Here is a 21,430-nt window from a genome sequence, read left to right as displayed (position 1 = left end):
CGCCATGAAACTCCTTCGCTTCACCCCGCTTGCGCTCGCCGCCCTGATGGCCGGCTGCAGCCTGATGCCCGCCTACCAGCAGCCCGTGGCACCGGTGCCCGGTCGGTTCGCCGGCGACGCGGGCGCCGACCCGGCGCCCGCCACGCCAATCGCTGAGCTCGGCTGGCGCGATGTCTTCACCGATCCCTCGCTGCAGCGCGTGATCGAGATGAGCCTGGCCAACAACCGCGACCTGCGCGTCGCGGTGCTGAACATCGAGAAGGCCCGGGCCCAGTACCGGGTGCAGGATGCGGCGCTCTTCCCCACCGTGAACGCCAGCGCCGGCGGCAGCGGCAGCCGCACCCCGGCCGACCTGTCGTCTACGGGCGAGGCGCTCACGGCGCGCCAGTACAGCGCATCGCTCGGATTCAGTTCGTACGAGATCGACCTGTTCGGCCGCGTGCGCAGCCTGAGCGCACAGGCGCTGCAGCAGTTCCTCTCCACGGCCGAGGCGCGCCGCAGCACGCAGATCAGCCTGGTGGCCGAGGTGGCGACCAGCTACCTCACGCTGGCCGCCGACCAGGACCGGCTGAAGCTCGCGCGCGACACGCTCCAGAGCCAGGGCGATTCGTACCGCCTCAACCAGCGCAGCTTCGAGCTGGGCGCAGCCTCGGCGCTCACGCTCCGCCAGGCGCAGACCAGCGTCGACGCCGCGCGCGTGGACGTCGAGCGCTACACCGCGCAGGTGGCGCAGGACCGCAATGCGTTGGCGCTGCTCGTCGGCGCGGAGGTGCCGGACGCACTGCTGCCACAGGCCCTGTCCGACGCGGCGGCGTTGGCCGCAAGCCCGCTGGCCACCATTCCGCCGGGCCTGCCCTCGGAGCTGCTGCAGCGCCGCCCCGACATCCTGCAGGCCGAGCGCGACCTCAAGGCGGCCAATGCCTACATCGGCGCCGCGCGTGCGGCCTTCTATCCTCGCATCAGCCTCACCGCATCGGCCGGCACGTCGAGCAGCGAGCTCTCGGGCCTGTTCAAGGGCGGCTCGGGCAGCTGGAGCTTCGCGCCGCAGGTCACGCTGCCGATCTTCGACGGCGGCGCCAACCGCGCCAACCTCAAGATCGCCACGGTAAGCCGCGACATCTCGGTGGCGCAGTACGAGAAAGCGATCCAGACCGCATTCCGCGAAGTCTCGGATGCTCTCGCGCAGCGCGGTACGCTCGGGCGCCAGCTCGACGCGCAGGAGTCGCTGGTGAATGCAACGGCGGACAGCTACCGTTTGTCGCAGGCGCGCTTCCAGCGCGGCGTGGACAGCTACCTGAGCGTGCTCGATTCGCAGCGCTCGCTCTACACCGCCCAGCAGAACCTCATCGGCACCCGGCTGTCGCGCCTGACCAACCTGGTGACGTTCTACAAGACGTTGGGGGGCGGATGGAACGAGGCCACGGGCACTCCCGTGGCTGCGAAGTCGCCGGATACGACTTCCTGAAGAGAGAAGATGCCTGCAAATTTCCCTTCGGGGCTTCGGCGCAGGCCTCTCATGAAGCGGTGCAAGCCGGACCCGCACACCGGCGACGAGCCGGCGCGCGATCCAGTCCCGTTGCCGCGGACCGGAATGGACAGCGTCCTTCCGCTTCTGGCGGCATGATGCCAGCCGTGTGACCGCACCACTGGCTGGCGCGGCAGCGGCGTGTCGCTCCCGCACCGGTTCGTTCGTCACCGACGCGTTCAGGCTGCCGGCCGCCCACGGCGACGAGTCTGCGGCAGCGCCATGCGAACCAGCAGGTCCGCGGGCGTGTCGAGGCGCCAGACGGTGTCGCCCTGTTCGCTGCCGAGCAGGCCATAGCCCCAGCCGGCCCAGGCCGCACGGCATCCGGCAGCACAAGCCGCCTGGCGAGCACTGGCCGAGCCCCCGATCATCAACATGTGCTCCGGACGAGTTCCGAGCACCGTTGCAGCCTGCTCGATCAAGAGCGGCGATGGCATGCGAAGCGCCGCCGTGTCGGCACCGCGCACCGTGGTGAAATAGCCGAGCAGCCCGGCTTCCTCCAGCACCGCCCGGGCGAGCACGGTCGGCGTGTTGGTGATCACGGCCAGCGGCACGTTCTTGCGCCCGAGTTGCTCCAGCAGCTCTTCGACACCTGCATAGATCGAGCATTCGGCAAATGGCAAGCCCAGCACCATCGCGTCGAAATTACGGCGCACGCGCGCCGACAGCCACGCTGTGTCGATGTCCTGCAAGTCGATCGCACGCAACGCGCGCTCGATGAGCACGTCAGGCCCGTTGCCGATCCAACCGCGCACGCGCTGCAGATCGAAGCAAGGCAGATCGGCTTCGTGCAGCGCCGTGTTGAGTGCCAGCGCAACGCCGCCGGCGCTGTCGACCAGCGTCCCATCCAGGTCGAAGGCGATCGCCTCGAACGTCATCGCGTCGGCCTCGCAAGCCACAATGGCGCGACGGCGCCCGCAGGTACTCTCCTTGCTCGCAAGGAAGAGCTGGAGTCATCGGCCATGGAAATTCTCGTCCTATTCATGATCAAGCGCGTCGATTTCCTGAGCTGGCAGCCCCGCGCGCGGTGCCGCCTTCATGCAATTCCTGGTCCATGTGGCCCAATCCCGATCCACGCGCAACTGGGCGCGAGCTCGGACGCATCCAAGAAACGTGCACTTGCCGGAACCCCAAATGAAACTGCCGACAGAAGTCGAAGGACGCCAGCAGCTGGCCGACGAAATCCACGCACGCCCGTTCGAGCCGCTTTCCACGCCGGGCGCCGCATTGGCCATTGCGACGCTGCGCGCGGGCCCGGACGACGATGCGCGTTGCATTGCGCATCTGGCGCGGCTGGACGGCGACGCCTCCGGAGCAGGCACCGCGACGCAGTGCCAGGTGCGTTGCGGCGCGCTGCGCGTGCGCTGGGAGCGCCACACGGAGTTCCACACCTTTACCGTGTTCGCCGATCTTGGCGAGCTCGCGATGGACGGGGCTTTTGACACCGGCTGGCTCGCTGCCTTGCCGCACGGTTGGCTGGCCACGCTGCCCGGCCGCATGATCTCTGCGACGCAGCTGGCCGTGCTCCCCTGCCCCGGCGATCCGCCCCATGCGCGCCTGGTGGCGCCGCTCTTCGGCAGCGATCTGCTGGTAGGCAACCGGGTCGCCGAAGGTGCGGCCACCGTGGTGTCGGACCTTCGCTCCAAAGCCGGGGTGACGCGCTTCCTGGTGTTCGACCACGCCATGAACCGGCGGCGCGCGGGCCGCACCGTCCAGCGGCTGATCGAAGTCGACACCTACCGCATGATGGCCCTGCTCAGCCTGCCGCTTGCCACCCGCCGCATGGGCCAGCTCGCGGCCGAAGAAACGCAGCTGGCCTCGCTGATGGCCCGCTTCCACGATGCGGCGGACCGCGACGAGGTCCTGCTGCACGAGCTCGTCACGCTGGCGGCCCAGGTCGAGCACGCGATGGCCGAGAACAGCGCGCGGTTCGCTGCCACCCGCGCCTACAGCGGCATCGTGAACCAGCGTCTGGTCGATCTGCGCGAGGCGGTGGTGCCGGGCCTGCAGCCGCTGTCCGAATTCATGGAGCGCCGGTTTCGTCCGGCCATGGACAGCTGCGCGGCCACGGCCGGGCGGCAGGCGCAATTGTCCGAGCGGATCGCGCGGGCCGCGCAGCTGCTGCAGACGCGCTCCGAGGTCGAGCGCGAACGCCAGAACCAGGCGCTGCTCAGCTCGCTCGACCGGCGCCAGGGCCTGCAGCTGCGGCTGCAGGAGACGGTCGAGGGCCTGTCGGTGATCGCCATGACCTACTACGGCGTCGGCCTCGCCAACTACCTGCTCAAGCCCTTGGCCAAGGCCATGGACTGGCCCGAAACCGCGGTGACGCTGGTGGCCGTGCCGGCGATCGCGCTGCTCGTGCTGCTCAACATGCGCCGGCTGCGCCGGCATCTGCACCAGTCGGCGGACAGCTAGGCCACACCGCATCTGTCCGGGCTGCCACCCGGACCGCGGACGCTGGTGGAAGCAGTGCTTGCACTTTGGCGGCCGGACTGGAAGCGCTGCGTCGGCATGCCGCCCGGACGCTGACTCGCGCTTGCCGTGTCGCTCGCATTTGCCCAATCAAATCAAGCAGTTGCCGCGCCCCCGCAGGGTATTCCCTTGGGGGCTTTCGCACTGGTCCGCAAGTTGCGATGAAGAGGGGGCAGCAGGCATCGCCTGGGGTCGCCGGCCCCTCGCAGGTCCGCTGTCCACGACATCGCCGCAAAGGCAAGGAGACAGCACACGATGGAAACGTTCTACGAAGTGATGCGCCGCCAGGGCATCTCGCGCCGCAGCCTGCTCAAGTACTGCTCGCTGACCGCCACATCCCTGGGGCTCGGGCCGGCCTTCGTGCCGCAGATCGCCCACGCGATGGAAACCAAGCCGCGCACGCCGGTGCTCTGGCTCCACGGCCTCGAATGCACCTGCTGCTCGGAGTCGTTCATCCGCTCGGCGCATCCGCTGGCCAAGGACGTGGTGCTGTCGATGATCTCGCTGGACTACGACGACACGCTGATGGCCGCCGCCGGACACCAGGCCGAGGCGATCCTCGAAGAGATCATGAAGAAGTACAAGGGCAACTACATCCTGGCCGTGGAGGGCAACCCGCCGCTCAACCAGGATGGAATGAGCTGCATCATCGGCGGCAAGCCCTTCATCGACCAGCTCAAGCATGTTGCCAAGGACGCGAAGGCGATCATCTCGTGGGGCTCGTGCGCCTCCTGGGGCTGCGTGCAGGCCGCCAAGCCGAACCCGACGCAGGCCACCCCCATCCACAAGGTGATCTTCGACAAGCCGATCATCAAGGTGCCGGGCTGTCCGCCCATCGCAGAGGTCATGACCGGCGTCATCACCTACATGCTGACCTTCGACCGGATTCCCGAGCTCGACCGCCAGGGCCGCCCGAAGATGTTCTACAGCCAGCGCATCCACGACAAGTGCTACCGCCGACCGCATTTTGACGCCGGGCAGTTCGTCGAGGCCTGGGACGACGAATCCGCGCGCAAGGGCTACTGCCTCTACAAGGTCGGCTGCAAGGGCCCGACCACCTACAACGCCTGCTCGACCGTGCAGTGGAACGAAGGCACCAGCTTTCCGATCAAGGCGGGCCACGGCTGCATCGGCTGCTCGGAGGACGGCTTCTGGGACAAGGGCTCGTTCTACAACCGCCTGACCGACATCCACCAGTTCGGTGTCGAGGCCAACGCGGACCAGGTCGGCGCGACCGCTGCCGGCGTGGTCGGAGCGGCCGCCGTCGCGCACGCCGCTGCATCCGCGATCAAGCGCGCCGCGCAGAAAAAGAACGACACCCAGGCACCGGCCGACACCGGGCGCTGACTCCCCCACGCTCCCACGGCAAGGAAAAAAACAAATGAGTGCATACGAGACACAAGGCTTCAGGATGGACGACACGGGCCGCCGCATCGTGGTAGACCCGGTGACGCGCATCGAGGGCCACATGCGCTGCGAAGTCAACGTCGACAGCAACAACGTGATCCGCAACGCCGTGTCCACCGGCACGATGTGGCGCGGCCTCGAAGTGATCCTCAAGGGCCGCGACCCGCGCGACGCATGGGCCTTTGTGGAGCGAATCTGCGGCGTTTGCACGGGCTGCCATGCGCTGGCCTCGGTGCGCGCGGTGGAGGATGCGCTCGGCATCACCATCCCGAAGAACGCCTACCTGATCCGCGAAATCATGGCCAAGACGCTGCAGGAGCATGACCATGCCGTGCACTTCTATCACCTGCATGCGCTCGACTGGGTCGACGTGGTGTCCGCGCTCAAGGCCGACCCGAAGAAGACGTCGGAGCTGCAGCAGACCGTGTCGCCTTCGCATCCGATGTCGTCGCCGGGCTACTTCCGCGACATCCAGAATCGGCTCAAGAAGTTCGTCGAGAGCGGGCAGCTCGGCCCCTTCATGAACGGCTACTGGGGCAACAAGGCCTACGTGCTGCCGCCGGAGGCCAACCTCATGGCGGTGACGCACTACCTCGAGGCACTCGACCTGCAGAAGGAGTGGGTCAAGGTCCACACCATCTTCGGCGGAAAGAACCCGCATCCGAACTACCTGGTGGGCGGCGTGCCCTGCGCCATCAACATCGACAAGGACGGCGCGGCGGGCGCACCGGTCAACATGGAGCGGCTGAACTTCATCGAGGCGCGCATCCGCGAAATGATCGAGTTCAACAACAACGTGTACATCCCCGACGTGCTCGCCATCGGCACCATCTACAAGCAAGCCGGATGGCTCTACGGCGGCGGCCTCTCGGCCACCAACGTGATGGACTACGGCACCTACGAAAAGGTGATGGGCGACCGCAAGACCCAGCAGCTGCCCGGCGGTGCGATCCTGGGCGGCAACTGGAACGAAATCCTGCCGGTCGATCCGCGCGACCCTGAGCAGGTGCAGGAGTTCGTCAACCACAGCTGGTACAAGTACGCCGACGAATCGAAGGGCCTGCATCCCTGGGACGGCGTGACCGAGCCCAACTACGAACTCGGCGCGAAGACCAAGGGCACGCGAACCAACATCGAGCGGCTGGACGAAAGCGCCAAGTACTCGTGGATCAAGTCCCCGCGCTGGCGCGGCCATGCCATGGAGGTGGGGCCGCTGTCACGCTACATCCTCGGCTACGCGCACGCGGCAAAAGGCAATCCGCACTGCCAGCGCGTGAAGGAGCAGGTTGACCTGTCCGCCGCGATCATCAACAAGGTGTTCCCGAAGGCGCTGGGCATGCCCGAGACCCAGTACACGGTGAAGCAGCTGCTGCCCACGACCATCGGCCGGACGCTCGCGCGCGCCCTCGAAGCGCAGTACTGCGCCGAGATGATGCTGGACGACTTCCAGGAACTGGTTGCCAACATCAAGGCCGGCGACACCAGCACCGCCAACGTCGAGAAGTGGGACCCGGCCACCTGGCCCAAGGAAGCCAAGGGCGTCGGCACGGTCGCCGCGCCGCGCGGCGCGCTCGGCCACTGGATCCGCATCAAGGATGGCCGCATCGAGAACTACCAGTGCGTGGTGCCGACGACCTGGAACGGCAGCCCGCGCGACACCAAGGGGCAGATCGGCGCGTTCGAGGCCAGCCTGATGAACACGCCCATGGCCGATCCGGAGCAGCCCGTCGAGATCCTGCGCACGCTGCATTCGTTCGACCCGTGCCTCGCGTGTTCGACGCACGTGATGAGCCCGGACGGCCAGGAACTCACCAGCGTCACGGTGCGATGAATCGACCCCAAAACAACGGAGACAAGCACATGCAGATCCAAACCACATCGACCGCTCGCGTTCGAACGTCGGTCGCCAAGGGCCTGGCCGCCGTGGCTGCGCTCGCGGTGGCCTCGTCGGCCCAGGCCCATCCGGGCCACGGCGCCGAAAGCTTCGCGGCCGGCCTCGCCCACCCCTTCGGCGGCCTCGACCACCTGCTTGCCATGGTGGCCGTAGGGATGTGGTCGGTGGTCGCTCTGCCCAAGGCGTGGCGCACCGCCGGCCCGGCGGTTTTCCTTGCGGCGCTGCTGCCCGGCGCCGCATTGGCCGCGGGCGGCATCGGCCTGCCGTGGGTCGAGGCCGGCATCGCGCTCAGCGTCACCGCCCTCGCTGCCTTGATGCTGAACGCCAGGCGCATCGCACCGGTCACCGGCTTCGCCCTCGTCGCGATGGCTGGTGTGCTCCACGGGCAAGCCCATGGCGCCGAGCTGGCCGGGGGCCACTCGTTCATGGCCTACGCGGCCGGCTTCATGGCCGCCTCGACGCTGCTGCACATCGTGGGCCTGTGTGCCGGCGCGTCGCTGCAGCGGCTGCCGGGCTGGGCCTGGCGCGCCGCCTCCGCGCTGATCGGCGGCAGCGGGCTTTTCATGCTCGCGGCGCGCGTCTGAGGCCGGTGCGCACCAACGCAGGAACACGCCATGAACACCACTTCATCCCCCCCGGTCCCGGCGCGCAGCGTCGACGACAGCAGCGTGGCGCACGGCCAGTCGATCAAATCGGTCTATGTGTACGAGGCACCGGTCAGGATCTGGCACTGGATCAATGCGCTCGCGATCACGGTGCTGGCGGTCACCGGCTATTTCATCGGCTCGCCGCTGCCGACCCAGCCCGGCGAGGCCAGCGCGAACTTCCTGATGGGCTACATCCGCTTCGCGCATTTTGCGGCCGGCTACGTGCTCGCGGTCGGCCTGCTCGGGCGCATCTACTGGGCCGTCGTTGGCAACCACCATGCGCGCGAGCTGTTCTGGGTACCGATCTTCCAGCGCATCTACTGGCAGGAGATCTGGGGCATGGCGAAGTGGTATGCATTCGTCAGTGCACGGCCGGGACGCTATGTGGGCCACAACCCGCTGGCGCGCTTCGCGATGTTCTTCGGGTTCCTGCTGCTGTGCATCTTCATGGTCGTCACCGGTTTCGCCCTTTATGCGGAAGGCGCCCAGCGCGGCTCATGGCAAGACCGGCTGTTCGGCTGGGTCATCCCGCTGTTCGGGCAGTCGCAGGACGTGCACACCTGGCACCACCTCGGCATGTGGGGGCTGATCGTCTTCGTGATCGTGCATGTGTATGCCGCCATCCGTGAAGACATCATGGGCCGCTCCAGCGTGGTCAGCACCATGATCTCCGGCCACCGCACGTTCAAGGACTGAGAACATGCCGCCGGATGAATCAATCTGCGTGCTCGGCATCGGCAACGTGCTGTGGGCCGACGAGGGCTTTGGCGTGCGCTGCGTCGAAGCACTGCAGCGGCGCTACGAGTTCGCGCCGCATGTGGGGCTGATCGATGGCGGCACGCAGGGGCTTTACCTGATCCAGCATGTGCAGCAGGCCACCCGGCTGCTGATCTTCGACGCGATCGACTACGGCCTGCCTGCCGGCACGCTCAAGCTGATCGAGGACGACGAGGTGCCGCGCTTCATGGGAGCCAAGAAGATGAGCCTGCACCAGACCGGCTTCCAGGAGGTCCTCATGCTGGCGCAGCTCACCGAGCGCTATCCGCAGCGCGTGCTGCTCGTCGGTTGCCAGCCGGAAGAACTCGACGACTACGGCGGCAGCCTGCGCCCGGCCGTGAAGCTTGCGATGGAGGACGCGCTCGCGCTTGGCATCGACGCACTGCGCCGCTGGGGCGCCATGCCGCGTCCGCGCAGGCACCCGCTGCCGGGGCCCGACGCCGTGACCTTCCAACAGCTCGATCTCGATCGCTACGAGGCCGGACGGCCCGCCGAGGACGCAGCCTGCCGGCATGGCGACGAACGCTTCCTGCCGGCGCCTGCCCGGCAGCCGGCCTGAGCCAATCATGTGCATCGGCATTCCCATGCAGATCCTCTCCATCGAGCCGGGTCATGCCATCTGCACCGGGCGGGGCGAGCAGCGCCGCGTCCGGACCTTGCTGGTGGCCGAGCCCGCCGTTGGCGACTGGGTGCTGGTCTTCCTCGACAGCGTCCGCGAGCGCATCGATGCGCGGCGCGCTGCCGAGATCGACGCCACGCTCGACCTGCTCGCGGCGGCGCAGGCCGGCGCCCCAGGAGGCACCGCGGCTGCGTTCGCGCTTCCCTCCGCCGCGAGCACGCAGGAACTTCTCGCGCTGTGCGGCCAGCCGCCGTTGCGCCTTGCCGACGAAACCACCGAAAGCCCTTCATGACACTCGAAACCACCGGCACCGAGACGCTCGTGCGCCTCCCGGTCCAGCAGCCCGAAACGCGCCGCGAGGGCTCCGCGCTCATCGCGCGCCTGGTCGATGACTTCGGCGCGACCTGGGTCGACGACCAGAGCATCGACGCCTGGTCCGCGCAAGGCGGCGACCGCGTGGTGCTGTTCGCGGGCGATCCGGTGCGCTTTCCCGAAGGCCAGGACGTGGCCGCCGTGCTGCCCGAACTGATGCGCAGCTTTCCGGGCCGCTTTGCGGTAGCCGTGGTGCCGCGCGACCTGGAGGACAAGGTCGCGCGCCGCTTCGGTTCGCAGCGCTGGCCCACGCTGCTGTTCCTGCGCGACGGCGGCTACGTCGGCACCGTGCCGGGCATGCACGACTGGGACGTGTTCCTGCAGCGGGTCGAAGCCGCCCTGGCGAGCCCGGTGGGCCGCGCGCCGACCATCGGCATTCCGGTGGTGAGCGCCACGGGCGCGGCCGGCGCCTGCCACTGAGGACCGCATGATGAAAGACTTCCCCATTCCCGTGCGCACCATCGGCCCCGGCTCGCAGCCCGAGGAAGAGGAGCTTGCCTACATGGCCATGCCGCAGGGCATGGAAACCTTCCGCGCGCCCGCGCTGCCGGAGCCCGAGGAGCTCGCGGCCCACCATCTGGCACGCGCGGCGCTGCGCGATGCGCTCGCGCAGCTGGTGATCGTCTGCCGTGAAGGCGGCAACCGCCGCATCGCGCTGGACGGTCTCGCGCCGGGCGATCTCGCCCTCATCAACCAGGTGCTCGGCGAAGGCGAAGTCAGCGCCCTGGTGCGGCACGAGGGCACGCCGCCGCGCGAGCTGCGGGTGCAGGAGTCCGTCTTCGCGGGCGTCTGGCGCGTCATCGGGTCGCTCGACGGCGTCGTCGCGAGCGACAGCATCGAACTTGGCGCCATCCCCGATGCACTGAAGGCCGTCGCGCGCGAGGACGTCGCGCCCGAGGTGCCGAGGTGGTCTGGCCCGCTGCCGCCCAACGTGCAGAACGCGCCCGCCCTGCTGGCCGAGATCGAGGACCATTGGCGCGCCTGGGTGCCGGGCTGCCCGGCGCAGGTCATCAACCTCACGCTGCTGCCGATGTCGGTGGAGGACATCGGCTTTCTCGACCACCACCTGGGCACCGGCCGCGTGCTCATCCTGTCGCGCGGCTATGGCAACTGCCGCATCTCGAACACCCGCATGCCGAACTGCTGGCGGGTCGTCTACTACAACTCGCAGGACGTGGTGATCCTGAACACGGTCGAGGTGGGCGACCTGCCGGAAGTCGCGCAGGCCGCGCGCGAAGACCTGGAGGATTCCCATGAGCGGCTGGCCGAGGTGCTCCAGTGGATCGAGAGCACGTGACCATCGCCGGCCCCGTGCGCTTCGAGGGCAGCTATCTTGGCGACCGCGCGAAGCTGGGTGCTTCGGCGCGGCTCGAATGCAAGATCTGCTGGTGGGTGTACGACCCGGCAGAGGGCGACGAGACCTGGCAGATCGCCCCCGGGACGGCTTTCACCGCGCTGCCGGCCTACTGGCGCTGCCCCCAATGCGACGGCGATGCCGACCAGTTCATGGTGCTCGACAACGTGGGCGGCCCATGACCCACACCCAAGCCCCCGGACACGACGAACTGACGCTGCGCACGCGCGCTTTCGAAGCATTGTTCGATGGCATCGCGCACGCCCGCATGGCCGGCCTGCCCTTCATGAACAATGCACTGCGCGTGGAGGCTGTCGACTTCAGGCTCGAACCCTCGCGCGGGCCCGATCCGGTGCAGGGCACTCCGGAATCCGCCCATGCGGCCGGCGTGCTGGTGACGCCCTGGTTCATGAACCTCGTGCGGTTCCCGCTCGTGCGCCGCGACATGCCGGCACGGGTCGGCACGATGCGCGTGCGCAAGGTCGGACACGAGCAATTCACCTTCACCGGCGCGCACGAAGACAGCTTCGGGTCGTTCGAGGCCTGCTCGCTGTTCTCGCCCGTGTTCGAGTTCGGCACGCAGGGCGATGCGATCGCCACCGCCTCGGCGCTGCTGGCGCAGCTGCGCCAGCCCGTCGTCGCCAGCGGGGAGCCCGTGGCCGCAGCGCCGGCGCGGCGCAGCTTCCTGCTCGGCCGCGGCGCCACGCAGAGGCAGGCCCCGTGACCACGCTCCAGACCCTTGCCGGCACGCTGCGGGTGCGGCCGGGCCTGCGCCGCCCGCACAACCTGGCGAGCGACCGCCGTGCGCTCGCCGGCCTGCTGCTGGCGGGCCGGTCCGCGGCCGAAGCGCCGCACCTGCTGGCCAACTTGTTCACCTTGTGCGGCCACGCCCATTTCCTGTGCGCCACGTTGGCGCTGGCAGCGGCCCAAGGACAGGAAGCCTTCGGATCGGCCGCGCAGCGGCGCGCACTGCGCCGGGAGACCGCGCGCGACCACGCGCTGCGCATCGGCCTGGACTGGCCGGTCGAGTTGCACGTGCCCGGGGCCATGCCCGCATGGGCCGACAGCAGCCGCACCTCGTTGCTGGGATGTCCGTGGCTGGCCGATGGCGCGCGATCGAAGGGTGACGCGGAAGGCATTGCCTGGCTCGCGGATCTGCTGGGCGCTTCGCCCGCCGACTGGCTGGCGCTGTGGGAACGCGAGCCCGCGGAATGGCTCGCGCAATGGAGCGAGCGCGGGCGCGGTTGGCTCCCTGCGCTGCTGCACGCCTCTGCGGCACTCGGGAGTCGCCCCTTGCAGCCAGCGGCACCGCTGCGCCCCCACGGCAGTCCGGCGGACCTGCGCGCGCTCGCCGACGGACTGGGCACCGCCTTCGATGCCGCCGCGCCCACCTGGCGCGGCCGATGCGCCGAGACCGGAACCTGGACCCGCCTGCACGACCTGCGTGCCGATCCGCCGGCGAGCGCATGGGAACGGCTGGGCGCCCGCATCGCCGACCTGGCGCGCCTTTCGCTGCCGGACGCAGCGGAACGCGGCGGCGCCGGGTGGCTCGCCGCGGGCGCGCTGCAGACCGGCATCGGCGAAGGGCTGGCTTGGGTCGAAACGGCGCGCGGGCTGCTGATCCATCGCGCACGGGTCGACGGGCGGCCCGCCGACCCGCGCGTGGCCGGCTACGACGTCGTGGCGCCGACCGACTGGAACTTTCATCCCCTCGGCGCCGTGGCGCATGCGCTCGAGCGCATGCCGGCCGAGGGCCGCGAAGCGGGGCCATTGCTGCGCATCCTGATGGCCGCGTACGATCCGTGCGTGCGCTTCGCGGTCGAGTCGCGCACAGCCACCGCGGAGTTGCCCCATGCATGAAGCCAGCCTGGCCGGCGGAATCCTGAAGCTCGTCGAAGACGCGGCACGCCGCGAGGGATTCCATCGCGTGACCGCCCTGCGGCTGGAGGCGGGACAGCTCTCCGGCGTGGAGACGCGCGCCCTGCGCTTCGCGCTCGAGGCCATCGCACCGCGAACCTGCCTGGAGGGCGCGTCGATCGACATCCTCGAGCCCCCCGGCACCGCGTGGTGCATGCCCTGCGGCGCCAGCGTCGAGATCACGCGGCGCGGCGACGCCTGCCCGCGCTGCCGCAGCCATCAGCTTCAGGCCACGGGCGGCACCGAGCTGCGCGTGCTCGAACTGCAAGTCGAAGATTCATAAGGAGACTCCACCATGTGTGTCGTTTGCGGATGCGCCGAGGCCGATCACGATCATCACGATCACGATCACGATCACGATCATGGCCATGATCACGGGCACGTTCATGCGCCCCGGGGCGACCTGCACTTCGGTGCCGGCGCCGCGCGCGTATCGGTGCCGGGCCTGAGCCAGGAGCGCACGATCCGGCTGGAAGCCGACATCCTGGGCGAGAACAATCGTGTCGCCGCGCGCAACCGCAGCCACTTCGCCGCGCACCGCGTGAATGCGCTCAACCTGCTGTCCAGCCCCGGATCGGGCAAGACGACCCTGCTGTGCGCCACCATCGATGCGCTGCGGGCGCGCCACCCCGCCCTGGCCATCTCGGTGATCGAAGGCGATCAGCAGACGAGCTTCGATGCCGAGCGCATCCGCGCCACCGGCGTGCCGGCCATCCAGGTGAACACCGGCAAGGGCTGCCATCTGGACGCCCCGATGATCGAGCAGGCCTTCGCGCAGTTGCACCACCATGCGCACGGACCGTCGCACGCGGACGAGCGCAGCCTGCTGTTCATCGAGAACGTCGGCAATCTCGTCTGTCCGGCCCTCTGGGACCTCGGCGAGGCCGCCAAGGTGGTGCTGCTTTCGGTGACCGAGGGCGAGGACAAGCCGCTCAAGTATCCGGACATGTTCGCGGCCGCCCAGCTGATGGTGCTCACCAAGACCGACCTGCTGCCGCACCTGCGCTTCGATGTCGCCCGCTGCATCGAAGGCGCGCGCCGCGTGAATCCGGCCATCGAGGTCATCCAGTTGTCGGCCACGAGCGGCGAAGGCATGGCCGCCTGGCTCGACTGGCTCGCCGATGCGGATGGCGACACGCGCCACCTCGCGCACTGAGGCCGATGAAACAGCCGCTTCCCGCCGTGCTGGCCAGCGGGGCCTGGCTCAAGAACACCGCATGCCTGCTCGACCATGGGCAGGTGCGCTGGTCTGCATTGCATGGGGACCTGCAGGACCCCGCGGCCTGCCGCCAGCTGGAGGCTTCGCTGCGCGCACTCGCAGGCGGGGCGCGGGCGCCGGTGGCGGCCGTGGCGCATGACCTGCATCCCGACTTCTACAGCACGCGCATCGCCATTGCCCTGGCGGAGGAATGGGGCGTGCCGGCCATCGCGGTGCAGCACCACCATGCGCACATCGCGGCGGTGATGGCCGAACACGGCCTGGATGAACCCGTGATCGGCCTGGCGCTCGACGGTGTCGGGCTCGGCACCGACGGCACCGCCTGGGGCGGCGAACTGCTGCGGGTCAGCGGCGACGGCTGGGAGCGCCTGGGAAGCCTGTGGCCGCTGGCGCTGCCCGGCGGCGATGCCGCGGCACGCGAGCCCTGGCGCATGGCCGCGTCGGCCCTGCACGCGCTCGGTGCCGGCGACCGGATTGCCGCGCGCTTTTCGCCGGACGTCGGGTCTGGCCTGGCGGCCGGCGTGCAGCGCATGCTCGCGACCGGATTGAATTGCCCGACCACAAGCAGCGCCGGCCGCTGGTTCGATGCGGCGGCCGGTGCGCTGGGCCTCTGCATTCGGCAGGCCCACGAGGCCGAGGCCGCGGTGGCCCTCGAAGCGGCGGCCGCACGCTGGCTGGCCAGGCACGCCATCGTCGAGACGGCGATCTGGCCCGACACCCACGACCTGCGGCATCTCGATCTTCGCCCGCTGCTCGCGCAGCTGTTCGCCTGGCCCGAGCCGCAGCGCAACGGCGACGAGGCCGCCGCCTGGTTCCACATCCTGCTGGCCCAAGGCCTGGCGGGCTGGGCCGCCGCCGCGGCGCGCCAGACCGGCTGCCGCATCGTCTGCCTCGGCGGCGGCTGCTTTTTCAACGCGATCCTGCGCAGCCGCGTGACGCAGGCGCTCCAGGCGCATGGCCTTCGCGCCGTGTCGGCCGAGGCCATCGGTTGCGGCGACGCGGCCCTGGCGCTGGGCCAGGCCTGGGTCGCCGCCCATGGCCTGCGCAACGCACCCTCCCCCATTTCACGAGAAGCCATGCCATGTGCCTAGCCATTCCCACCCAACTGATCGAACTGCGCCCTGGTGCGCTGGGGCTGGTCGAACTCGGCGGCATCCGCAAGGAAATCTCGGTCGCACTGGTGCCTGACGCCGTGGTCGGCGACTATGTGATCGTGCACGTCGGCCACGCCATCGGGCGGATCGACCCCGAGGAGGCCCAGCGCACGCTGGCCATGTTCGGCACGCTGGCGCAGCTCGCCGCAACCCATGAGGCGGCCCTGCCATGAAGTACATCGACGAATTCCGCGACGGAGCCATCGCGAAGAAGATCCAGGCCCGTCTGCACGCGGAGGCGCAGCCCGGCCGGCTGTACAGCTTCATGGAGTTCTGCGGCGGCCACACGCACGCGATCTCGCGCTATGGCATCGGCGAGCTGCTGCCGCACAACGTGCGCATGATCCATGGTCCGGGATGCCCGGTGTGCGTGCTGCCGATCGGGCGCATCGACCTGGCGATCCAGCTCGCGCTCGAGCGCGGGGCCATCGTCTGCACCTACGGCGACACGATGCGCGTTCCGGCCTCCGGCGGGCTCTCGCTGGTGCGCGCGAAGGCCCGCGGCGGCGACATCCGCATGGTGTATTCCGGCGCCGATGCGCTCGAGATCGCGCGCCGCGAGCCCGGCCGCGAAGTGGTGTTCTTCGCCATCGGCTTCGAGACCACCACGCCGCCGACGGCGCTGACGATCCGCACCGCACAGCAGGAAGGATTGAAGAACTTCAGCGTGCTGTGCTGCCATGTGCTGACCCCTTCCGCGATCACGCACATTCTCGAATCGCCTGAGGTCCGCGAGTTCGGCACCGTGCCGATCGACGGCTTTGTCGGGCCGGCCCACGTCAGCATCGTGATCGGCTCGGCGCCTTACGAACATTTCGCCGAGGAATATCGCAAGCCGGTCGTGATTGCCGGCTTCGAGCCGCTCGACGTGATGCAGGCCGTGCTGATGTTGGTGCGCCAGGTCAACGAAGGCCGCGCAGAGGTCGAGAACGAATTCACCCGCGCGGTGAACCGCGACGGCAACCTGCATGCGCAGGCGCTGGTCTCGCAGGTGTTCGAACTGCGCAGCAGCTTCGAGTGGCGCGGCCTGGGCGAAGTGCCGTACAGCGCGCTGAAGATTCGCTCGGCGTTCGCGGAATTCGACGCCGAGCGCCGCTTCGGCCTGGGCTACCAGCCGGTGCCGGACAACAAGGCCTGCGAGTGCGGCGCGATCCTGCGCGGGGTCAAGAAGCCTACCGACTGCAAGATCTTCGGTACGGTCTGCACGCCGGAGAACCCGGTCGGCTCCTGCATGGTGTCGTCGGAGGGCGCATGCGCCGCGCACTACTCGTACGGGCGCTTCAAGGACATTGCGGTCAGGGTCGAGGTGGCCGCATGAAGAAGGACTACATCCGCCCGCTCGACATCCGCCACGGACGCGTCGACATGGGCCATGGGGCCGGCGGGCGGGCGGCGGCGCAGCTGATCGAGGAGCTGTTCCTTGCCGCGTTCGACAACGAGTACCTTCGCCAGGGCGACGACGGCGCGGCGCTGGCGATCCCGGTGGGTGCCAGGCTCGTGATGGCCACCGACGGCCACGTCGTCTCGCCCCTGTTCTTTGCCGGTGGCGACGTCGGCTCGCTCTCGGTGCACGGCACGATCAACGACGTTGCGATGTGCGGCGCGGTGCCGCTCTACCTTGCGGCGAGCTTCATCCTCGAGGAAGGCTTTCCGCTCGCCGACCTGAAACGCATCGTCGACTCGATGGCCGCGGCCTCGCGCGCGGCCGGCGTGCCGGTGGTCACCGGCGACACGAAGGTCGTCGAGAAGGGCAAGGGCGACGGCGTGTTCATCAGCACCACCGGCGTCGGCGTCGTCGCCGCCGGGGTCCACATTTCGGGCGCCAACGCGCGCCCGGGCGACGCGGTGCTGCTCTCGGGCACGATCGGCGAGCATGGCGTGGCGGTGCTGTCGAAACGGGAATCGCTGGATTTCGAAACCACCGTCGCCTCCGACAGTGTGGCGCTGCATGGGCTGGTGGCAGCGATGCTCGCGGCCTCGGACGGTGTGCGTGTGCTGCGCGATCCGACGCGCGGCGGCCTCGCGACCACGCTGAACGAGATCGCGCGCCAGTCGAACGTGGGCATGCTGCTCGAGGAGGCGGCCATTCCGGTGCTGCCGCAGGTCGAGGCGGCGTGCGAGCTGCTCGGCCTCGATCCGCTCTATGTCGCCAACGAAGGCAAGCTGGTCGCGATCTGCGCGCCCGACGCCGCGGAAGCGGTATTGGCGGCCATGCGCGCGCATCCGCTCGGCGCGAATGCCGTGCGCATCGGCAGCGTCACCGAGGACCCCCACCGCTTCGTGCAGATGGAGACCAGCTTCGGCGGCCGGCGCGTCGTCGATTGGCTGAGCGGCGAGCAGTTGCCGCGCATCTGCTGAAAGGCCGCCTTGGCGCGGACCGAGATGGACGACCAGGCCTCCAAACGCATCTTCGCCAAGACAGAAGCCGGCCGTGCGGCACTGGCCGAACGTTCTTCGGCCGGGCGGGCGCGAACGGCGCTGATCCTCGTCAACGGCCAGGACAGCGTGCAGGCGCTGCGCGCGACGCTCGGGCCGGACGCCGACGTCCTGATCCAGGAGCTGCACCGGCGCGGCCTGGTCGCGCTCCGGCGGCCGGCGATCCAGGCCCCGGCGCCCCGGCCGGTACAGGCGCCGCCCGTCCCGCCGTTGGACGAGTCCGATCGGCTCGAGCCACTGAAGCGCGAGGCGATCGCCCGGCTGGGGCCGCACTTCGGACCCGATGCGCCGATCATCGCGGCAGCCCTCGTGGCCGCCACCCAAACTGCGGCCTACAACGCCGCGCTCGGCACGATCGAGGCGCGGCTGGCGCTGTACCTGGGCAAGGCCGGCGCCGCGCAGGTGCTGGCCGGACTGCGGGGCTGAGATGACGCCCGCCCCGCTGCGCATCCTGCTGCTGTGTCACAGCTTCAACAGTCTGAGCCAGCGCCTGTTCTGCGAGCTGCGCGCGCGGGGCCACGAGGTCTCGGTCGAGCTCGACATCGCCGACCGCGTCACCGAAGAGGCGGTCGAGCTGTTCCGCCCCGCCCTGGTGATCGCACCGTTCCTGAAGCGGCTGATCCAGCCTTCTGTGTGGCAGCGTCAGCCGTGCCTCATCGTGCACCCCGGGCCGGTCGGTGACCGCGGCCCTGCGGCGCTCGACTGGGCCGTGCGCGAAAGCGAGCCCGCCTGGGGCGTGACCGTGCTGCAGGCCAACGAGGCCTTCGATGCGGGCCCGGTGTGGGCGCACGCCGGCTTCGCGATGCGGGCGGCCGCCAAAGGCAGCCTGTACCGGCGGGAAGTGACGGAGGCGGCCGTCGATGCGGTGCTGCGTGCCGTGGCGAACTTCGAGGCCGGCGGCCCCGACGGCGAGAGCCCGGCCCGGCCCGCGGCTTCCACCTGGCGCGGCCCGCTGCCCCAAGCCGAGCGCTGCATCGACTGGTCGAAGGACAAGACGGCCACCGTGCTCGCGAAGATCCGCAGCGCCGACGGCCATCCCGGCGTGCAGGACGAGCTCTTCGGCCAGCCATGCCGCGTGTTCGACGCGCACGCCGCCACGCCGGATGCACCCGACGCCTCGCCACCCGGCGCGCTGATCGGCCGCCGCGACGGGGCCGTGCTGCGCCGCACGGTCGACGGCGCGGTCTGGATCGGCCACGCCAGCCTTGCCGGCCCCTGCGGCGGCAAGGCCTTCAAGCTGCCATGCGATCTTGCCTTCGGCGCGGCCTTCGAGGCGCTCCCCGCGATGAACGTGCCGCTGGAGCGCGCGAGCGGCGAGTGGGGGGAGATCCGCTACCAGGAGTTCGGCGCCCCGGGCGCCCGCGTCGGCTGCCTGTCGTTCGAGTTCTACAACGGCGCGATGTCGACGGCGCAATGCCGACGCCTTCTGGCCGCGTGGCGCGAGGCCACGGCCCGCGACACGCGCGTGCTGCTCATCGCCGGCGGCGCCGACTTCTTCAGCAACGGCATCCACCTGAACTGCATCGAGGCGGCCTCGTACCGCGAGGACGACAGCGCCGCCGACGAGTCGATGCGCAACATCGAGGCGATGGACGACCTGGCCGAGGCGGTCATCCACACCACCGACCGGCTGACCATCGCACTGCTGCGCGGCAATGCCGGCGCCGGCGGGGCCTTTCTCGCGCTTGCCGCCGACGAGGTCTGGGCGCACCGCGGCGTGGTGCTGAACCCTCACTACAAGAACATGGGGAACCTGTACGGCTCGGAGTACTGGACCTACCTCCTGCCGCGCCGCCTCGGCGACGAGGGTGCGGCCGCGCTGATGGCGGGGCGCCTTCCGCTGGGCGCGCCGCAGGCCCTGTCGATCGGACTCATCGACCGGTGCATGGATGTGGCGGCAACGGCGTTCGAGGCGCTGGCAATCACCCATGCGACGGCGCTGGCCGCGGCGCACAATATCGAGCAAAGGATCGCCGCAAAGACGCGGCGGCGCAGCGCCGACGAGACCGCGCGCCCTCTCGCCGACTACCGCCTTCATGAGCTTTCACGCATGCATCGCAATTTCTACGGCTTCGACCCGAGCTTTCATGTCGCGCGGTATCACTTCGTCCACAAGCTGCCCATGGCATGGACGCCTCGTCACCTGGCCCGGCACCGCGACGGCATGAACGCCGCGAGCGCCCGATGATGCCGGCCGCGCCGGTACCGACTGTCCTCGTCGTCGACGACGAGGTGCGCTCGCAGGACGCGATCCGCCGCACGCTCGACGAGGAGTTCGCCGTGCTGACGGCCAGCGATGCGGACGAGGCCCGCCGCCAGCTCGAGCGCCAACCGGTCAGCGTGATCCTGTGCGACCAGCGCATGCCCGGCGAGACCGGCGTCACCTTCCTGAAGGAGGTGCGCGAGCGCTGGCCCGACACGGTGCGCATCGTGATCTCGGGCTACACCGACTCCGAGGACATCATCGCGGGCATCAACGACGCCGGCATCTACCAGTACCTGCTCAAGCCGTGGGTCCCCGACCACCTGCTGCGCACGGTGCGCGATGCGGCCGAAGCCCAGATGCTCCAGCGCGACATGAACCGGCTCGACCTCGAGCTGCGCACCAGCACGCCGGTGCTGCGGCGCCGAGCCGCCAACAAGCTGGAGCGGGCGCGCACTGCCTTCGATTTCGATCGCATCGAGCGCGCCGACGGCAGCCCGCTCGACGCGGTGTGCGAGCTGGCGGCGCGCGTCGCGCGCTACGACCTCAGCCTGCTGGTACTCGGAGAGTCGGGCTCCGGCAAGGAGCTTCTGGCACGCGCGGTGCATTACGCGAGCCCCCGCGCCAGCGGGCCCTTCGTGGTCGAGAACTGCGCCGCCATTCCCGACACGCTGCTCGAGTCGGAGCTTTTCGGCCACAAGCGCGGCGCGTTCACCGGTGCGTTCGAAGACCATGTCGGATTGTTCCAGCGCGCCAATGGCGGCACCGTCTTCCTCGACGAGATCGGCGAAACCTCGGCCGCGTTCCAGCTGCGCCTGCTGCGGGTGCTCCAGGAGGGCGAGGTGCGGCCCGTCGGCTCGCCGCGCACCGTGCCGGTCGATGTGCGCGTCATCGCGGCCACGCATCGCAACCTCGAGCAGCGGGTGCATGAGGGACATTTCCGCGAGGATCTGTTCTACCGCATCGCCTGCGTGACGCTCACGGTGCCGCCGCTGCGCGAGCGCGGCGGAGACATCGGGCCGATCGCGCGCCGGCTCGTGAACGAGGTGGGCGAGGCGCTCGGGCGGCCCGGCGCGGCGCTCTCGGACGAGGCGATGGCCTGCCTCATGACCTACCCCTGGCCCGGCAACATACGCGAGCTGCGCAACGAGATCTCGCGCGCGGTGGCGCTGAGCGCCGACGACCTGATCGACGGCACCGCCTTCTCCACGCGGGTCCTGCAGGGCCAGGCGGGACGCACCGCCACCGCGCAATCGCCGTCCCTGCCGGCCAGCGGCACGCTGGCCGAGCGGCTCGATGCGATCGAGGCCATGCTGCTGCGCGAGACGCTGCTGCGCAACCGATGGAACAAGACCCGCGTGGCCAAGGAGCTGGGGCTGTCCCGGGTCGGCCTGCGCGGCAAGATGGCCCGCTTCGGGCTGGAGGGCTGAACCG

General features: G+C 69.6%; 23 protein-coding genes. 22 read left to right on the top strand and 1 reads right to left on the bottom strand.

What is annotated here, in order from left to right:
• The first annotated feature begins 4 nt into the window (after positions 1-4).
• Positions 5-1,465, top strand: a complete 1,461-nt coding sequence (gene adeC / locus ACAM58_RS29690; protein WP_018904260.1) for an AdeC/AdeK/OprM family multidrug efflux complex outer membrane factor — start codon at positions 5-7, stop codon at positions 1,463-1,465.
• 239 nt (positions 1,466-1,704) lie between these two features.
• Here adeC and ACAM58_RS29685 read toward each other — a convergent pair whose 3' ends face one another.
• Entirely contained in the window at positions 1,705-2,403 is a 699-nt protein-coding gene (locus ACAM58_RS29685) for an HAD hydrolase-like protein (RefSeq protein WP_369664581.1), read from the bottom strand.
• A gap of 256 nt (positions 2,404-2,659) precedes the next feature.
• On the opposite strand from ACAM58_RS29685, the gene ACAM58_RS29680 reads away from it, so the two are divergent.
• The 21 genes from ACAM58_RS29680 (at position 2,660) to ACAM58_RS29580 (ending at position 21,426) form a co-directional block, all read left to right on the top strand.
• Positions 2,660-3,940, top strand: a complete 1,281-nt coding sequence (locus ACAM58_RS29680; protein WP_369664580.1) for a DUF3422 family protein — start codon at positions 2,660-2,662, stop codon at positions 3,938-3,940.
• A gap of 312 nt (positions 3,941-4,252) precedes the next feature.
• Positions 4,253-5,344, top strand: a complete 1,092-nt coding sequence (locus ACAM58_RS29675; RefSeq protein ID WP_062364605.1) for a hydrogenase small subunit — start codon at positions 4,253-4,255, stop codon at positions 5,342-5,344.
• 34 nt (positions 5,345-5,378) lie between these two features.
• A complete protein-coding gene (locus tag ACAM58_RS29670) occupies positions 5,379-7,235 on the top strand; it encodes a nickel-dependent hydrogenase large subunit (protein ID WP_062364606.1) in 1,857 nt (618 codons plus the stop codon).
• A 29-nt stretch (positions 7,236-7,264) separates the two neighbouring features.
• On the top strand, positions 7,265-7,882 hold the full coding sequence (locus ACAM58_RS29665; RefSeq protein WP_062364608.1) for a HupE/UreJ family protein: 618 nt from the start codon (positions 7,265-7,267) through the stop codon (positions 7,880-7,882).
• A 30-nt stretch (positions 7,883-7,912) separates the two neighbouring features.
• The gene (cybH, locus tag ACAM58_RS29660) at positions 7,913-8,641 is read left to right on the top strand and encodes a Ni/Fe-hydrogenase, b-type cytochrome subunit (protein WP_307594731.1); all 729 of its coding nucleotides are present in this window, start codon (positions 7,913-7,915) and stop codon (positions 8,639-8,641) included.
• Positions 8,642-8,645: 4 nt separating this feature from the next.
• The gene (locus ACAM58_RS29655) at positions 8,646-9,281 is read left to right on the top strand and encodes a HyaD/HybD family hydrogenase maturation endopeptidase (protein WP_307594733.1); all 636 of its coding nucleotides are present in this window, start codon (positions 8,646-8,648) and stop codon (positions 9,279-9,281) included.
• A 7-nt stretch (positions 9,282-9,288) separates the two neighbouring features.
• Positions 9,289-9,633, top strand: coding sequence for a HypC/HybG/HupF family hydrogenase formation chaperone (locus ACAM58_RS29650; RefSeq protein ID WP_062364615.1), 345 nt, complete (start codon positions 9,289-9,291; stop codon positions 9,631-9,633).
• Complete coding sequence (locus ACAM58_RS29645) at positions 9,630-10,133, top strand: hydrogenase (protein ID WP_369664579.1); 504 nt, start codon at positions 9,630-9,632, stop codon at positions 10,131-10,133. The genes ACAM58_RS29650 and ACAM58_RS29645 overlap by 4 nt, the downstream gene beginning before the upstream one ends.
• 10 nt (positions 10,134-10,143) lie before the next feature.
• A complete protein-coding gene (locus tag ACAM58_RS29640; RefSeq protein WP_369665087.1) occupies positions 10,144-11,010 on the top strand; it encodes a hydrogenase expression/formation protein in 867 nt (288 codons plus the stop codon).
• Positions 11,011-11,012: 2 nt separating this feature from the next.
• Positions 11,013-11,249, top strand: a complete 237-nt coding sequence (locus ACAM58_RS29635) for a rubredoxin (RefSeq protein WP_369665086.1) — start codon at positions 11,013-11,015, stop codon at positions 11,247-11,249.
• Positions 11,246-11,791: a [NiFe]-hydrogenase assembly chaperone HybE gene (gene hybE, locus ACAM58_RS29630; protein ID WP_369664578.1), complete on the top strand. Its 546-nt coding sequence runs from the start codon at positions 11,246-11,248 to the stop codon at positions 11,789-11,791. Before ACAM58_RS29635 ends, hybE begins: the two co-directional genes overlap by 4 nt.
• Positions 11,788-12,927 carry a hypothetical protein gene (locus ACAM58_RS29625; RefSeq protein WP_369664577.1) on the top strand — a complete coding sequence of 380 codons (1,140 nt, stop codon included), beginning with the start codon at positions 11,788-11,790 and terminating at the stop codon, positions 12,925-12,927. The genes hybE and ACAM58_RS29625 overlap by 4 nt, the downstream gene beginning before the upstream one ends.
• Positions 12,920-13,267, top strand: coding sequence for a hydrogenase maturation nickel metallochaperone HypA (gene hypA, locus ACAM58_RS29620; protein WP_307594740.1), 348 nt, complete (start codon positions 12,920-12,922; stop codon positions 13,265-13,267). Before ACAM58_RS29625 ends, hypA begins: the two co-directional genes overlap by 8 nt.
• A gap of 12 nt (positions 13,268-13,279) precedes the next feature.
• Complete coding sequence (hypB, locus tag ACAM58_RS29615) at positions 13,280-14,140, top strand: hydrogenase nickel incorporation protein HypB (RefSeq protein WP_369664576.1); 861 nt, start codon at positions 13,280-13,282, stop codon at positions 14,138-14,140.
• Positions 14,141-14,145: 5 nt separating this feature from the next.
• A complete protein-coding gene (locus ACAM58_RS29610) occupies positions 14,146-15,294 on the top strand; it encodes a carbamoyltransferase HypF (protein ID WP_369664575.1) in 1,149 nt (382 codons plus the stop codon).
• Positions 15,285-15,530: a HypC/HybG/HupF family hydrogenase formation chaperone gene (locus tag ACAM58_RS29605; protein ID WP_062364629.1), complete on the top strand. Its 246-nt coding sequence runs from the start codon at positions 15,285-15,287 to the stop codon at positions 15,528-15,530. The genes ACAM58_RS29610 and ACAM58_RS29605 overlap by 10 nt, the downstream gene beginning before the upstream one ends.
• Positions 15,527-16,675, top strand: coding sequence for a hydrogenase formation protein HypD (gene hypD, locus ACAM58_RS29600; RefSeq protein ID WP_062364631.1), 1,149 nt, complete (start codon positions 15,527-15,529; stop codon positions 16,673-16,675). Before ACAM58_RS29605 ends, hypD begins: the two co-directional genes overlap by 4 nt.
• Positions 16,672-17,715, top strand: a complete 1,044-nt coding sequence (gene hypE, locus ACAM58_RS29595) for a hydrogenase expression/formation protein HypE (protein WP_081247539.1) — start codon at positions 16,672-16,674, stop codon at positions 17,713-17,715. Before hypD ends, hypE begins: the two co-directional genes overlap by 4 nt.
• A gap of 24 nt (positions 17,716-17,739) precedes the next feature.
• Entirely contained in the window at positions 17,740-18,219 is a 480-nt protein-coding gene (locus tag ACAM58_RS29590) for a hypothetical protein (protein WP_062364635.1), read from the top strand.
• Position 18,220: 1 nt separating this feature from the next.
• On the top strand, positions 18,221-19,981 hold the full coding sequence (locus ACAM58_RS29585; RefSeq protein ID WP_369664574.1) for an enoyl-CoA hydratase-related protein: 1,761 nt from the start codon (positions 18,221-18,223) through the stop codon (positions 19,979-19,981).
• Entirely contained in the window at positions 19,978-21,426 is a 1,449-nt protein-coding gene (locus tag ACAM58_RS29580; protein WP_369664573.1) for a sigma-54-dependent transcriptional regulator, read from the top strand. The genes ACAM58_RS29585 and ACAM58_RS29580 overlap by 4 nt, the downstream gene beginning before the upstream one ends.
• Positions 21,427-21,430 lie beyond the last annotated feature (4 nt).

The sequence above is a fragment of the Variovorax sp. V116 genome (assembly GCF_041154435.1).
In the GTDB taxonomy this organism is placed as follows: Bacteria; Pseudomonadota; Gammaproteobacteria; order Burkholderiales; family Burkholderiaceae_C; genus Variovorax; species Variovorax paradoxus.
Note: the sequence above shows the minus strand (reverse complement) of the source record. Positions and strands in the feature narration are given on the sequence as shown.